11 protein-coding genes are annotated in these 15,072 nt (G+C 32.6%); 7 read left to right on the plus strand and 4 right to left on the minus strand.

From position 1 onward, the window contains the following. Positions 1-109 precede the first annotated feature (109 nt). Complete coding sequence (locus tag ACIQZ1_RS03520; RefSeq protein ID WP_396159119.1) at positions 110-967, plus strand: TerC family protein; 858 nt, start codon at positions 110-112, stop codon at positions 965-967. A 54-nt stretch (positions 968-1,021) separates the two neighbouring features. Here the strand turns inward: ACIQZ1_RS03520 and ACIQZ1_RS03525 are convergent, their stop codons facing one another. The 4 genes from ACIQZ1_RS03525 to ACIQZ1_RS03540 all read right to left on the minus strand — a co-directional run bounded on the left by ACIQZ1_RS03525 (position 1,022) and on the right by ACIQZ1_RS03540 (position 7,441). Then, on the minus strand, positions 1,022-3,763 hold the full coding sequence (locus tag ACIQZ1_RS03525; protein WP_396159121.1) for a DNA gyrase/topoisomerase IV subunit A: 2,742 nt from the start codon (positions 3,761-3,763) through the stop codon (positions 1,022-1,024). Positions 3,764-3,822: 59 nt separating this feature from the next. Further along, on the minus strand, positions 3,823-5,685 hold the full coding sequence (locus ACIQZ1_RS03530; RefSeq protein WP_396159123.1) for a DNA topoisomerase IV subunit B: 1,863 nt from the start codon (positions 5,683-5,685) through the stop codon (positions 3,823-3,825). A gap of 217 nt (positions 5,686-5,902) precedes the next feature. Continuing rightward, the gene (gene ychF, locus ACIQZ1_RS03535) at positions 5,903-6,997 is read right to left on the minus strand and encodes a redox-regulated ATPase YchF (protein WP_396159125.1); all 1,095 of its coding nucleotides are present in this window, start codon (positions 6,995-6,997) and stop codon (positions 5,903-5,905) included. 93 nt (positions 6,998-7,090) lie between these two features. Then, positions 7,091-7,441 carry a 4Fe-4S dicluster domain-containing protein gene (locus ACIQZ1_RS03540; protein ID WP_353077466.1) on the minus strand — a complete coding sequence of 117 codons (351 nt, stop codon included), beginning with the start codon at positions 7,439-7,441 and terminating at the stop codon, positions 7,091-7,093. A gap of 107 nt (positions 7,442-7,548) precedes the next feature. Between ACIQZ1_RS03540 and ACIQZ1_RS03545 the strand changes: the two genes are divergently transcribed. The 6 genes from ACIQZ1_RS03545 (at position 7,549) to ACIQZ1_RS03570 (ending at position 15,015) form a co-directional block, all read left to right on the plus strand. Continuing rightward, positions 7,549-8,607, plus strand: a complete 1,059-nt coding sequence (locus tag ACIQZ1_RS03545) for an acyl-CoA reductase (RefSeq protein ID WP_396159127.1) — start codon at positions 7,549-7,551, stop codon at positions 8,605-8,607. 235 nt (positions 8,608-8,842) lie between these two features. Beyond that, entirely contained in the window at positions 8,843-9,910 is a 1,068-nt protein-coding gene (gene serC / locus ACIQZ1_RS03550) for a 3-phosphoserine/phosphohydroxythreonine transaminase (RefSeq protein ID WP_396159129.1), read from the plus strand. Between the two features lie 63 nt (positions 9,911-9,973). Beyond that, complete coding sequence (locus ACIQZ1_RS03555) at positions 9,974-10,930, plus strand: D-2-hydroxyacid dehydrogenase (RefSeq protein ID WP_396159131.1); 957 nt, start codon at positions 9,974-9,976, stop codon at positions 10,928-10,930. A gap of 89 nt (positions 10,931-11,019) precedes the next feature. Then, positions 11,020-11,349 carry a DUF6787 family protein gene (locus tag ACIQZ1_RS03560; protein ID WP_396159133.1) on the plus strand — a complete coding sequence of 110 codons (330 nt, stop codon included), beginning with the start codon at positions 11,020-11,022 and terminating at the stop codon, positions 11,347-11,349. A gap of 79 nt (positions 11,350-11,428) precedes the next feature. Beyond that, a complete protein-coding gene (gene uvrA, locus ACIQZ1_RS03565; RefSeq protein WP_396159135.1) occupies positions 11,429-14,260 on the plus strand; it encodes an excinuclease ABC subunit UvrA in 2,832 nt (943 codons plus the stop codon). Between the two features lie 32 nt (positions 14,261-14,292). Then, positions 14,293-15,015, plus strand: a complete 723-nt coding sequence (locus ACIQZ1_RS03570; RefSeq protein WP_353077452.1) for a TIGR00730 family Rossman fold protein — start codon at positions 14,293-14,295, stop codon at positions 15,013-15,015. Positions 15,016-15,072 lie beyond the last annotated feature (57 nt).

Below are 15,072 nucleotides of genomic sequence, written 5' to 3' on the forward strand. Positions count from 1 at the left end.
GATGCAAAAAAACAATTTGTTTCTGTAACTAAATTATAGTTTTCAACGTAAAATATATGTGTGTCTTATAAAAGGCTAAATTCTAAAAACAAAATCTAAACCTTACCAAATGGAAATATTAACCAACCCAGACGCTTGGATTGCCTTATTAACCTTAACTTTTTTAGAAATTATTCTTGGAATTGATAATATTGTATTTTTATCAATTGTGTCTGGTAAACTTGAAGAAAAAGACCAGCCAAAAGCCAGAAGAATTGGATTGCTGTTAGCGATGGCGTTTCGAATTGTACTACTTTTTGGAATTTCTTGGGTAATGAGCTTAAAAAAATCATTTTTCGATTTCGATTTAGGGTTTTTCTCAGGTGGAATTTCGGGTCAAAGTTTAATTATTTTTGGTGGTGGATTATTTTTATTATACAAATCCGTATCCGAAATACATCACAAACTTGAAGGCGAAGAAGAAGGAACTAATGGAAAAGCAAGTAATTCATTAGGAGCTGCTATTTTACAAATTGCTTTGTTAAATATTGTTTTCTCATTTGATAGTATTTTAACGGCAATTGGTTTAGTAAGTGCTGCTGAGCCACCCGTTGGTTTTGGTGCAGCTGGTGCAATTGAAATTATGATTATGGCAATTATTATTTCAATTATAATTATGATGATTTTTGCAGGACCTGTAAGCAAATTCGTAAACAATCACCCAACCATACAAATTTTAGGATTATCGTTCTTAATTTTAATTGGAGTGATGCTTTTAGCAGAAGGTTCACATTTAGCTAATTTTAAATTCTTTGGTGGTGAAACCGTTCATAGTATTCCAAAAGGATATTTATACTTCTCTATTTTCTTCTCGTTATTTGTAGAGTTTTTAAATCTAAGAATGAAGAAAAACAGCAAAAAACCTGTGGTTTTATACAATAATAAAATTATGGATGAAAAATTAAAAGATACTGATGTAACGAATTAAATTATAAAAAAAACCTGACAGGTTTCGAAAACTTGTCAGGTTTGTATTTGAAATTTACTCTAAACTCAACGTTATTTGTCCGTCATCGTCTAATTCAATATTAAAATCTTGTGCTTCAGAATTAGACTCTTCAGAAACCATAGCTTCTGGTTCGTCTAAAATCTCTTCATAAGGTAATGATTCTAATATGTTTATCTGTTTTATTTTATCTGTAGTCAATTGATTACCAAGCGCTTTAATTCCTTTAACAGCAATAAACTCATCTAAATTTACAATCTGATTGTCTTTTTGTACGCCTTTCACTTTCGCATAAACTACCTCAGCCATTGGCAACCAATCTGTTGAAATAATTTCTAATTGAGACGACTCGTGTTCTGTTATAAAAATTTCTTCTTTATTTTCGTTTTCAATTAAGAAACGTTTTACAAAATAACGCTCTTTTTCACCATCGTAATAAATTGCAGAAATTGGTTTCTTAGGATTCCATTTTTCCATCACAATCATATCTTCATCAAAATGCGTGGTCAATTCTGGAATAATGGTTTTAATTTTTCCCGATTGATTCGCGATAAGCAATCTATCGTTAGGTTTAAATTCACCTAACAACTCACCTCTTCCATCTACATTTAAACGATGAACTGTGTCATCAAACCAAATTTTTCTTGGTCGAAGTGTTGAAATTCCTTTTTCTTTTAATTCAATTTTCTTGATTGGATATTTTGTAACCGTATTTCCTTTACTTGCACGACCTTTAATGGCAATATCAGAAAAATCTTGATCCCATTTCAGTTTCTTAATACTTCCCACTTGACGTAGTAAAATAGTTACCACCTCAGCTTCTCCATTTGGATTAGCAGAGAAATATAAGACTTGCGAACCTGGTTTTTCTTGCGTTAAATCGTAAAATTTATCACGAGTTACTCCAGAAACATTAAATCGTTTAATAAATGTGGAACCGTTTTTACCATCACGATAAATCATATTATAAATGGTACGTTTGTCGTTTTTATCGAAAACCGCAATATGAATGATATCTTTACCTACGAACTTTTTATCATCTACTTTGGCAATCATCATTCTTCCATCTCTTAGGAAAACAATTACATCATCAATATCGGAACAATCGGCCACATATTCGTCTTTCTTCAAACCTGTTCCAAAGAAACCTTCTTCTTTGTTCACATATAATTTGGTATTACGTAAAACTACTTTCGTAGCTTCAATCGTATCAAAACTTCTTAATTCCGTTTGACGCTCTCTTCCTTTTCCGTATTTTTCTTTTAATTTGGCGAAATAATCAATAGCAAAATCAATTAAATTATCTAAATGATGTTGCACTTCTTTCATTTCGTCTTCTAACTTCGCAATAAAATCGTCCGCTTTATCCGAATCAAATCGCGTAATACGAATCATTGGAATTTGCGTTAATTTCTGTAAATCTTCATCTACGATTTCACGAACAAACGACTTTTTAAACGGTTCAAATTGTTTGTATAAATACTCGTAAAGTGTTTCTCTGTCCGAATACAATTTGAAATCGATATACATTTCTTCACGAATGAAGATCTTTTCTAAAGTAGAAAAATGCCATTTTGTTTTTAATTCTTCTAATTGAATTTCTAATTCTTTTCGAAGTAATTCTACGGTTCGTTCTGTAGAAATTTTCAACATATGAGACACGCCAACAAAAAGCGGTTTGTTATCTTGAATTACACAACCTAAAGGCGCTACAGAAGTTTCACAAGCCGTGAAAGCATATAACGCGTCAATAGATTTATCTGGCGAAACGCCAGGGAAAAGATGAATTAATATTTCAACCTCAGCAGCCGTATTATCTTCAATCTTTTTAATTTTTATTTTTCCTTTTTCATTGGCTTTCAAAATACTATCAATTAAGGTTGACGTATTGGTTGAAAACGGAATTTGAGTAATGACTAAAGTTTGCTTGTCTAATTGCGAAATTTTAGCACGTACTCGAACTCTACCACCACGCATTCCATCATTATAATTCGAAACGTCTGCAATACCAGCTGTTTGGAAATCAGGATAAATGGTAAATGGTTTTCCTTTTAAAATTTTTATCGAAGCGTCAATTAATTCATTAAAATTGTGAGGCAACACTTTTGTTGACAATCCAACCGCGATTCCTTCGGCTCCTGAAGCTAATAATAATGGAAATTTAACGGGTAAATTGTTTGGTTCAGCTCTACGACCATCATAAGAAACACCCCAATCGGTAATTTTTGGAGAATACAATACTTCCAAAGCAAATTTTGACAAACGTGCCTCAATGTAACGAGAAGCTGCCGCACTATCGCCAGTTAAAATATTTCCCCAGTTTCCTTGACAATCGATTAGCAATTCACGCTGACCAATTTGCACCATAGCATCACCAATACTCGCATCTCCGTGAGGATGATACTGCATAGTATGCCCAACAACATTGGCCACTTTGTTATAACGACCATCATCTAACTCCTTTAACGAGTGCATAATACGACGTTGAACCGGTTTAAAACCGTCTTCAATAGCAGGAACCGCACGTTCTAAAATTACATACGAAGCATAGTCCAAAAACCAATCTTTGTACATTCCTGTAACTTTGGTAATGGTATCTTCTGGATTTTCGTCGTTTTCGTAAAAATGTTGTCCTTCGAAGTTTTTGGCATCTACTTCAATAATTTCTTCAGAAAGCTCATCCTCTTGATTGTCGTCAATTAAATTATCCTCTGAATTATTTTCAGTATGTTCCGTATTTTCTTCTTCTGGATGAATGTTTTCTTCTTCGTCTTTCATTTATGCTGAATTTATTTTCTCTGAATTAATTTCAGAGTTTCAGTATGTTTTTAATTATTCTAAACTTCCTCTTCCACCACATCTAATTCTACCTTCAAGTTGTTAATGATAAAGTCTTGACGGTCGGGCGTGTTTTTACCCATATAGAATTCTAATAATTTCTCAATAGACGTGGCTTTGTCCAACATTACTGGATCAAGACGTATGGTTTCTCCAATGAAATTTTTAAACTCATCTGGCGAAATTTCTCCTAATCCTTTAAAACGGGTAATTTCTGGTTTTGGTTTGAGTTTTTCCATCGCGGCTTTTCGTTCTTCTTCCGAATAGCAATAAATGGTTTCTTTCTTATTTCGAATTCTGAATAATGGTGTTTGTAAAATATACAAATGCCCTTCTTTTATCATTTCAGGAAAAAACTGCAAGAAGAAGGTAATTAACAACAAACGAATGTGCATTCCATCGACATCGGCATCGGTAGCAATTACTATATTGTTGTAACGTAAATCTTCCATACTTTCTTCAATATTCAATGCGGCTTGTAATAAATTGAATTCTTCGTTTTCGTACACAATTTTTTTGGTCATACCATACGAGTTTAATGGTTTACCACGTAAACTGAAAACGGCTTGTGTGTTTACATCACGACTTTTAGTAATGGAACCAGAAGCCGAATCTCCCTCAGTAATAAAAAGCGTACTCTCTAAACTTCTTGGGTTTTTAGCATCGGTTAAATGTACTCTACAATCGCGTAATTTTTTGTTGTGAAGATTGGCTTTTTTTGCTCGGTCTTTTGCTAATTTTCTAATTCCTGATAATTCTTTACGCTCGCGTTCAGCTTGTAAAATTTTACGAAGTAAAGCATCGGCAACTTCTGGATTTTTATGAAGGAAGTTATCTAACTTCGTTTTCATAAAATCGTTAACAAACGTACGGACTGATGGCAAGTCAGGTCCCATATCTGTAGAACCCAATTTGGTTTTCGTTTGACTTTCGAAAACAGGTTCTTCTACACGAACCACAATTGCCGAAACAATTGATTTACGAATGTCTGACGCTTCAAAAGGTTTGTTATAAAACTCTTTTATGGTTTTTACTAATGCTTCTCTGAATGCCCCTAAATGCGTTCCACCTTGTGTAGTGTTTTGTCCGTTTACAAAAGAATAATATTCTTCTGAATATTGGGTTTTACTATGCGTAATGGCTACTTCAATATCATCGCCTAAAAGGTGAATAATTGGATACACCATATCTTCTTCGGCAATGTTTTCTTCTAATAAATCTTTTAAACCATTGTCTGAATAATATTTTTCGCCATTAAAATATATTGTTAAACCTGTATTTAGGTAACAATAATTTTTAAGCATTTTTATGATATATTCGTTACGATACTTGTAATTTTTAAAAATAGCTTCGTCAGCAATAAAAGTGACTTTTGTACCTTTTCGTTTTGTTGATTCTGTAATATCTTCTTCAAGGGTTAAATTTCCTGCAGAAAATTCGGCGGCTTTTTGCTGGTTATCACGAACCGATTCTACACGGAAATAATTTGACAACGCATTAACTGCCTTGGTTCCTACCCCATTAAGTCCTACTGATTTTTTAAACGCTTTGGAATCGTATTTTCCTCCTGTGTTCATTTTAGAAACAACATCCACAACTTTTCCTAAGGGAATACCACGACCGTAATCTCTTACAGTCATCATTTTATCTTTTAAGGTAACTTCAATGGTTTTACCAGCACCCATTACAAATTCGTCGATACAGTTATCGAGCACTTCTTTTAATAAAATATAAATACCATCATCTGGTGATGAACCATCTCCTAACTTACCAATATACATCCCTGGACGCATACGAATATGCTCTTTCCAGTCGAGTGAACGTATATTATCTTCGTTATATTGATCTTGTTGCTCTTGCATAAATCGGAATTTGGATTTTTTGCAAGATAATGGATTTCATTAAAAAATAAAAATGGTTTTTAAAGAAGTTATTAAGAAGTTTTCAGTTTTAGAATATAAAGAATAGAATACAGAATATAGACTTAAAACTGCAATTAAATTTGATTTCTTAAATACAAGCCAATAAAAAAACCGTTTCATTTCTGCAACGGTTTTCTAAATATTCTATATTCAAAAATTACACGTTAAAACGGAAATGCATCACATCACCATCTTTTACAATGTATTCTTTTCCTTCTACTCTTAATTTTCCCGCTTCTTTACATTTGGCTTCAGTACCAAAATTAGAATAATCTTCAAAAGCAATTACTTCTGCACGAATAAATCCCTTTTCAAAATCAGAGTGAATTACTCCTGCTGCTTGCGGAGCTGTATCACCAACTTGAATGGTCCAAGCTCTAACTTCTTTTACACCCGCTGTAAAATACGTTTGTAAGTTCAATAATTTATAAGCTGCACGAATTAAAACTGCCGAACCTGGTTCAGATAATCCCATATCTTCTAAAAAAATCTGACGTTCTTCGTAACTTTCTAATTCTGTGATATCCGCTTCGGCTCCAACTGAAAGTATTATAACTTCTGCTTGTTCGTCTTTTACTAATTCTTTAACTTGGTCTACATATTTGTTTCCATTTACGGCAGACGCTTCATCTACATTACAAACATATAAAACAGGTTTAGCTGTAATTAATTGAAACGCCTCGTATAAAACTTCTTCTTCATTACCATTTGGCACAACCGTTCTTGCCGATTTTCCTTGTAATAAAGCTTCTTTAATTCTATCTAAAATTCCTTTTTCTATTTTAGCCTCAGCGTTACCGGTTTTAGCTCCTTTATTTGCTTTTTCTAAACGTTTTTCAACCGTTTCTAAGTCTTTTAATTGTAATTCGATGTCAATAGTTTCTTTATCACGAATTGGGTTTACATTTCCATCTACGTGAACAATATTGTCATTATCAAAACAACGTAACACGTGAATAATGGCGTTACATTCTCTAATATTTCCTAAAAACTGATTTCCCAATCCTTCTCCTTTACTCGCACCTTTAACTAAACCTGCAATATCAACAATATCAACAGTAGCCATTTGCACACGTTCTGGTTTTACCAATTCTTCTAAACGATTGATTCTTGGATCTGGTACGTTTACTACACCAATATTTGGCTCGATAGTACAAAACGGAAAATTAGCACTTTGTGCTTTTGCGTTTGATAAACAATTAAATAACGTTGATTTTCCAACATTTGGTAAGCCTACAATTCCTGCTTTCATATTTTAAAGCCCCTAAATCCCCGAAGGGGACTTCACATCGGTTCAATTTATTATTATTTTACTATCAAAAACGCCACTTTGGGGTTTAAGGTATTATTCGTTATGCAAAAATGCTTGTCTATTTAAAAGTGTTTCTTCACTTTCTACGTGATTATCATCTGGTACACAACAATCAACTGGGCAAACTGCCGCACATTGAGGTTCATCGTGAAACCCTTTACATTCAGTACACTTTCCTGGAACAATGTAATACAAATCATCAGAAACTGGCGTTTGTGCCGCATCTGCATCAATTTCTGTTCCGTCTGGTAAAATTATTTTTCCTGAAAGTTTGGTGCCGTCTTTCCAACGCCAATCATCCGCACCTTCATATATTGCAGTATTTGGACATTCTGGTTCACAAGCCCCACAATTAATACATTCGTCTGTTATTATAATTGCCATTATTCCTTTTGTTTAAAAGTTTAAAGTTTAGAAGTTTATAAAATCTGCTTTTTACTTCGTAACTTTGTGCAAAAATACAACGTAAACTAAATATAAACAAGTTACATATGTTACAAATTGAAATAAAAAATAATTTTGTTGAATTGGGAAAGTTTTTAAGTCAATTTTCTTTAGATAATAATCAACAAAATGAGCAAGTAAAATATAATGATTTGTTTTTTAACTCGTTTGTAGATTTAATTGCCTTATCGCAATCACACAATAATTGGTTTACACCTGAAAATGTACATTTTAGCATTTCAAGTTGGTCTGATGCTTTAACTGAAAACAACTTAAATCAGTGGCTTTCTGCTTACAATTTTATTGAAAAAGAACCCAAAAACGTAGGTTTAATTTTAGCAGGAAATATTCCGTTAGTAGGTTTTCACGATTTTTTATCCGTTTTAATTTCAGGAAATAATGTATTAGTTAAAACATCAAGTAAAGACGATTATTTAATTAAATTTTTAGCCAAATATTTAATTTCGTTGGATAATCGATTTAATGAAAAAATAACGTTTGTTGAAGATAAATTAGAAAATTACGATGCCGTTATTGCTACTGGAAGCAACAATACAGCAAGATACTTTGAATATTATTTTAAAAACAAACCTTCTATCATTAGAAAAAGTAGAAATTCTGTCGCAGTTTTGACTGGTAATGAAACTCCTGAAGAAATGACTTTGTTAAGTGAAGATGTTTTTAGATATTTTGGATTAGGTTGCCGAAATGTGTCTAAAATCTTTGTGCCTAAAAATTATAATTTCGATGCGTTTTTTAATGGTATGTATGCTCAAAAAGACGTGATTTATTACGAAAAATATGCTAATAATTACGATTATAATAAAGCGGTTTTTTTAATGAGTAATTTTCAATTATTAGACAATGAATTTTTAACAATAAAGGAAGACATCAGCCACGCCTCGCCTATTTCTTCTGTGTTTTATGAATATTACGAAGATGTAAACGAAGTAAAAGCACGTATACAACAAGATGCCGAAATGATTCAATGTGTAGTTTCTAATGGAATTATTGAAAATTCCGTCTATTTTGGAAACACTCAAAAACCAAATTTATGGGACTACGCCGACAATGTAGATACTTTAGATTTTCTAAATAATTTATAAAATGGCTATTTCAAAAATTAGTACAATAATTAAAACTCAAAAAGAAAAAGAGGTAAATAAACACCAACCCAAATTTAATTTGGAAGCAAAGGTAAATTCAAATAGAAAGGCCTCGAAAAAAGAAAAGTAATTGTTTTCGAAAACGATATTGTTAATAAGTCGTTTCTATATCATAAATTTAATTTTGGGCAGATTTTCTAAAAACCTGAAATTTGCACCAAACTACAACCACATTATGAAAAAACACAATTATAGCGCAGGACCTTGTATTTTGCCACAAGAAGTATTTGAAAAATCAGCTCAAGCCATTTTAAATTTTAATAATTCCGATTTATCTTTATTAGAAATATCGCACAGAAGTAAAGATTTTGTGGCTGTTATGGATGATGCAAGAGCTTTAGTTTTAGAACTTTTGGGTTTAGAAAATAAAGGATATCAAGCGTTATTTCTAGCTGGTGGTGCAAGCTTAGAATTCTTAATGGTGCCTTACAACTTAATGAAATCTGACGGAAAAGCAGCGTATTTAGATACAGGAACATGGGCAAACAACGCTATAAAAGAAGCTAAACATTTTGGAGAAACATTAGTTGTTGGTTCTTCAAAAGAAGCCAATTATAATTATATTCCAAAAAACATAGAAATTCCATCTGATGCAAGTTATTTTCACTGTACCAGTAACAATACAATCTTCGGAACTCAAATGAAATCATTTCCGAAAACAAATGTGCCTATGGTTTGCGATATGAGTTCGGATATTTTTTCAAGAACATTAGATTTTTCGCAATTTGATATCATTTATGCTGGTGCACAAAAAAATATGGGTCCAGCTGGAACTACACTGGTAGTAATAAAAGAAGAAATCTTAGGCAAAACAGGACGTTACATTCCAAGTATGTTGGATTATGAAAAACATATTAAGGCAGAAAGTATGTACAATACGCCGCCGGTATTTCCTGTTTATGCTTCCTTATTAACCTTACAATGGTTGAAAAATTTAGGTGGAATTGCAGCAATTGAAAAAATAAACGAACAAAAAGCAGCCTTGTTGTATTCAGAAATTGACAGAAACCCATTATTTAAAGGTACTGCCGAAGTTGAAGATAGAAGTAATATGAACGCTACATTTGTTTTAACAGACGAAAGCCTAACTGAAAAATTTGATGCGATGTGGAAAGCCGCAGGAATATCAGGATTGACTGGGCACCGTTCTGTTGGTGGTTATCGTGCTTCTATGTATAATGCATTACCATTGGAGAGTGTTCAAGTATTGGTAGATGTAATGAAAGAATTGGAGAAACAATAAAATAAAAAACAATTTATCCCTTGATTGAATCTTTTAATTTTTCAATCTTTTAATAAAAAAAATATGAAAGTATTAGCAAACGACGGAATTTCAAAAAGTGGTATCACTACATTAGAAAAAGCAGGATTTGAAGTCATCACTACAAAAGTGGCACAAGAACAAGTAGCAAATTACATCAATACAAATGATGTACAAGTTATTTTGGTAAGAAGTGCTACAAAAGTAAAACAAGACATTATTGATGCCTGTCCAGGATTAAAAATTATTGGTCGTGGCGGCGTTGGAATGGATAATATTGATGTAGAATATGCCCGTTCAAAAGGAATTCACGTTATTAATACACCAGCGTCTTCATCTGAAAGTGTGGCCGAATTGGTTTTTGCTCATTTATTTTCGGGCGTTCGATTTTTACATGATGCCAATAGAAATATGCCTTTAGAAGGTGATACCAACTTCAATGGATTAAAAAAAGCGTACGCTGACGGATTAGAACTTAGAGGAAAAACAATTGGTATTATTGGATTTGGTAGAATTGGTCAGGCAGTGGCGAAATTAGCTTTAGGAATTGGAATGAAAGTGATTGCTGCCGATAAATATATTAATGAAGCTGTAATTAGAGTTGACTTTTATAACGGTCAATTTATTAATGTTGATATTAGCACAGAACCATTAGAAGACGTTATAAAACAAGCTGATTTTATTACACTACACGTACCAGCACAAGACGGTTATGTTTTAGACAAAGCCGAATTTGAAATGATGAAAAATGAAGTGGGAATTGTAAACTGTGCTCGTGGTGGCGTAATTAACGAAGTAGCATTAATTGAGGCTATTGATAATGGAAAAGTATTATTTGCTGGTTTAGATGTTTTTGAAAACGAGCCTACTCCAGAAATTCAAATATTAATGCAACCAAAAATTTCGTTAACACCACATATTGGTGCGGCTACTTTAGAAGCGCAAGACAGAATTGGTACAGAATTAGCTGAGCAAATTATTAGTTTATTGAAAAACAAATAATTCAAATAACAAATACGTTTACCAAAAATAAAATTTAGTTCCGATTTTTCGGGACTTTTTTTTATCTTTATACCGATAATTTTTAAAAAATGAATAGGTTAAAAAAACGTTGGAATATTTCAAGCAACTGGCAATTAGCGAGCATTTTAATTGTTTTTGCTATTACCGGTTTTAGTTCATTGCAACTAGCTAAACCTTTCCTATCATTAATTGGAATTCCCGAAACCTTTCAACCGCATTGGCTATATCGTATTTTACGATTGGTATTAATTTTTCCTATTTATCAAATTTTACTTGTTTTTATAGGTTTTATTTTCGGACAATTTACTTTCTTCTGGAATTTTGAAAAGAAAATGCTGTTCAGAATGAAACTAGGTTTCATTGCGAATTTTGTTGATGAAAAAATTCTAAAAAAATAAAAACTTAATAAAAACAAAACCCTTTTCTGTCTTACAATTGAACTAAAAAATTGTAATTTTGCGTTTTGATAAAAATTGTATGCAACACACAGAAAATTCCATTGAAATTATTGGGGCTCGTACTCATAATTTAAAAAATATAGACGTTACCATTCCTCGTGAAAAATTAGTGGTTATCACAGGTTTATCAGGTTCTGGAAAGTCTTCACTTGCCTTTGATACTATTTATGCTGAAGGGCAACGTAGATACATCGAAACGTTTTCTGCCTATGCACGCCAATTTCTAGGCGGTTTAGAACGTCCTGATGTAGATAAAATTGATGGATTATCTCCAGTGATTGCCATTGAGCAAAAAACAACCAATAAAAGTCCACGTTCAACCGTTGGTACTATTACAGAAATTTACGATTTTCTTAGATTATTATTTGCTCGTGCTGCTGATGCATACAGTTACAATACGGGTGAAAAAATGGTTTCTTATTCAGATGATCAAATTAAAGAATTAATTTACAATGAATTTGATGGGAAAAAAATCAACATTTTAGCACCAGTAATTCGTTCCCGCAAAGGACATTATCGTGAGTTGTTTGAACAAATTGCCAAACAAGGTTTTTTAAAAGTTCGTGTAAACGGAGTGATAAAAGATTTGGAATATGGCATGAAAGTGGATCGCTATAAAACACACGATATTGAAATTGTAATTGATAGAGTGGCTGTGAAACAAGACGAAGACACTGACAAACGATTAACCGAAAGCATCAAAGTAGCGATGCATCACGGTGATGATGTTTTAATGGTTATTGAACAAGATGCTCAAGAAGTTCGTTTTTATAGTAGAAGTTTAATGTGTCCTACTTCTGGTATTTCGTATCCCAATCCAGAACCTAATAATTTCTCATTCAATTCACCAAAAGGAGCTTGCCCGAACTGTAATGGTTTAGGAATTGTAAATGAAATTAATCTGCAAAAAATTATTCCTAATCCAAAAGCATCAATAAAATCAGGTGGTTTTGCGCCTTTGGGCGAATATAAAAGCACTTGGATTTTTAAGCAATTAGAATTTATTGGTGAAAAATACGGATTTAAGATTACAGATAATATAGAAAATATTCCTGCTGAAGCAATGGATATGATTTTATATGGTGGGAACGAAAAATTTTCAGTAGTTTCTAAAGTGATGGGTATTACTAAAGATTATAAAATTGACTTCGAAGGGATATCCAATTTCATTAAAAATCAGTTTGAGCAATCCGAATCGGCAAGTATTAAACGTTGGGCAAAAGAATTTATGGACGAAAACGAATGTTCAGAATGCCACGGAACACGTTTACGAAAAGAAGTATTGTACTTTAAAATCAACGAAAAAAGTATTGGCGATTTAGTGCAAATGGATATTGTAGAATTACAACAGTGGTTTTCGGATTTACCGAATCACATGTCGGAAAAACAACAAAACATTTCTCACGAAATTTTAAAAGAAATCAACGCTCGAATTAATTTTTTACTGGATGTTGGCTTAGATTATTTATGTTTAAATAGAAGCTCCAAAACGCTTTCTGGTGGAGAAGCACAACGTATACGATTGGCGACACAAATTGGTTCGCAATTGGTTGGCGTTTTATACATTTTAGACGAACCTAGTATCGGATTGCACCAACGCGACAATGAGCGATTAATAAAATCATTAGAAAGCTTACGCGATATTGGCAACTCGGTTTTAGTTGTAGAACACGACAAAGATATGATAGTTCGTGCCGATCACGTTATTGATATTGGTCCGAAAGCAGGAAAATATGGAGGACAAATTATTAGCCAAGGCACACCTGCTGCATTATTAAAAGAAAATACTATTACTGCGCAATATTTAAATGGTAAAATGAAAATTGAAGTACCAAAAACGCGTAGAAAAGGAAATGGAAAATTTTTAAAATTATCAGGTGCTACAGGAAACAACCTAAAAAATGTTTCAATAGAAATTCCTTTAGGGCAATTAATTTGTGTTTCAGGGGTTTCTGGAAGTGGAAAATCAACCTTAATTAACGAAACGCTCTACCCTATTTTAAATACACACTTTTATAACGCTGTTAAAAAACCGCAACCCTATAAAAAAATTGAAGGATTAGAACATTTAGATAAGGTTATTGATATTGATCAAAGTCCGATTGGTAGAACACCCCGAAGCAATCCTGCTACATACACTGATGTTTTTTCGGAAATCAGAAGTTTGTTTACGATGACATCTGAAGCACAAATTCGTGGTTATAAACCAGGTCGTTTTAGCTTTAATGTAAAAGGTGGCCGTTGCGAAACTTGTGAGGGTTCTGGAGTAAGAACTATTGAAATGAGTTTTTTACCCGATGTGTATGTAGAATGCGAAACCTGCCAAGGAAAACGATTTAACAGAGAAACCTTAGAAATTCGTTTCAAAGGAAAATCCATTTCAGATGTGTTAAATATGACGGTTGATGAAGCTGTAGATTTCTTTGAAAATATTCCAAAAATATATCGAAAAGTAAAAACCATTCAAGATGTTGGTTTGGGATATATTACATTAGGACAACAAAGTACCACGCTTTCTGGTGGTGAAGCACAACGAATAAAATTAGCTGGAGAATTATCAAAAAAAGATACAGGAAATACTTTTTATATATTAGATGAACCGACTACCGGTTTGCATTTTGAAGACATTCGCATTTTAATGGATGTCATAAATAAATTAGTAGATAAAGGAAATACGGTTTTAATTATTGAACATAATTTAGACGTAATTAAATTGGCCGATTATATAATTGACATTGGTTTAGAAGGCGGAAAAGGTGGCGGAGAAGTGTTATGCAAAGGCACACCCGAAGAAATTATAAAAAATAAAAAGAGTTATACGGCACAGTTTTTGAAAAAAGAATTATCTTAGATTACTTAATTGAAAATAAAAAAACTGAAAATATGAGTGGAATATACCAAAATGAAGAGGAAAGAATTCAAGATAAATTAAAACAAAAAACTTGGAACGAAGTAAGAGCAAACGATTCTTGGGCTATTTTTAAAATTATGTCGGAATTTGTAAATGGATACGAAACTATGGGACGTATAGGTCCTTGCGTATCAATTTTTGGTTCAGCAAGAACAAAACCAGAAGACAAATATTATTTACTTGCCGAAAAAATAGCATACAAAATTTCAAAAGCTGGATACGGAGTCATTACAGGTGGAGGACCCGGAATTATGGAAGCTGGGAACAAAGGTGCACATCACGGCGGTGGAACGTCTGTAGGTTTAAATATTGAATTGCCTTTTGAACAACATTTTAATCCCTATATTGACCGAGATAAAAACTTAAATTTCGATTACTTTTTTGTACGAAAAGTAATGTTTGTAAAATATTCTCAAGGTTTTGTGGTAATGCCTGGTGGTTTCGGAACATTAGACGAAATGTTTGAAGCGATTACATTAATCCAAACTAAAAAAATTGCCAAATTCCCTATTATTTTAGTGGGAACTGAATTTTGGTCAGGTTTAATGGATTGGATTCAATCTGTAATGATAGACAAATTTAAAAATGCATCACCAGAAGATTTAAAATTATTTAAAATTGTAGATAACGAAGATGAGGTGGTGGAAGCTTTAGATAATTTCTATAAAAAATACGAATTATCACCAAACTTCTAGCTTCGAGAACCTCAGCTATAAATTGAAATAATATAAAAAGTCCCGTCTTTATTATAA

This window comes from Flavobacterium sp., assembly GCF_044341185.1.
Lineage (GTDB): Bacteria > Bacteroidota > Bacteroidia > Flavobacteriales > Flavobacteriaceae > Flavobacterium.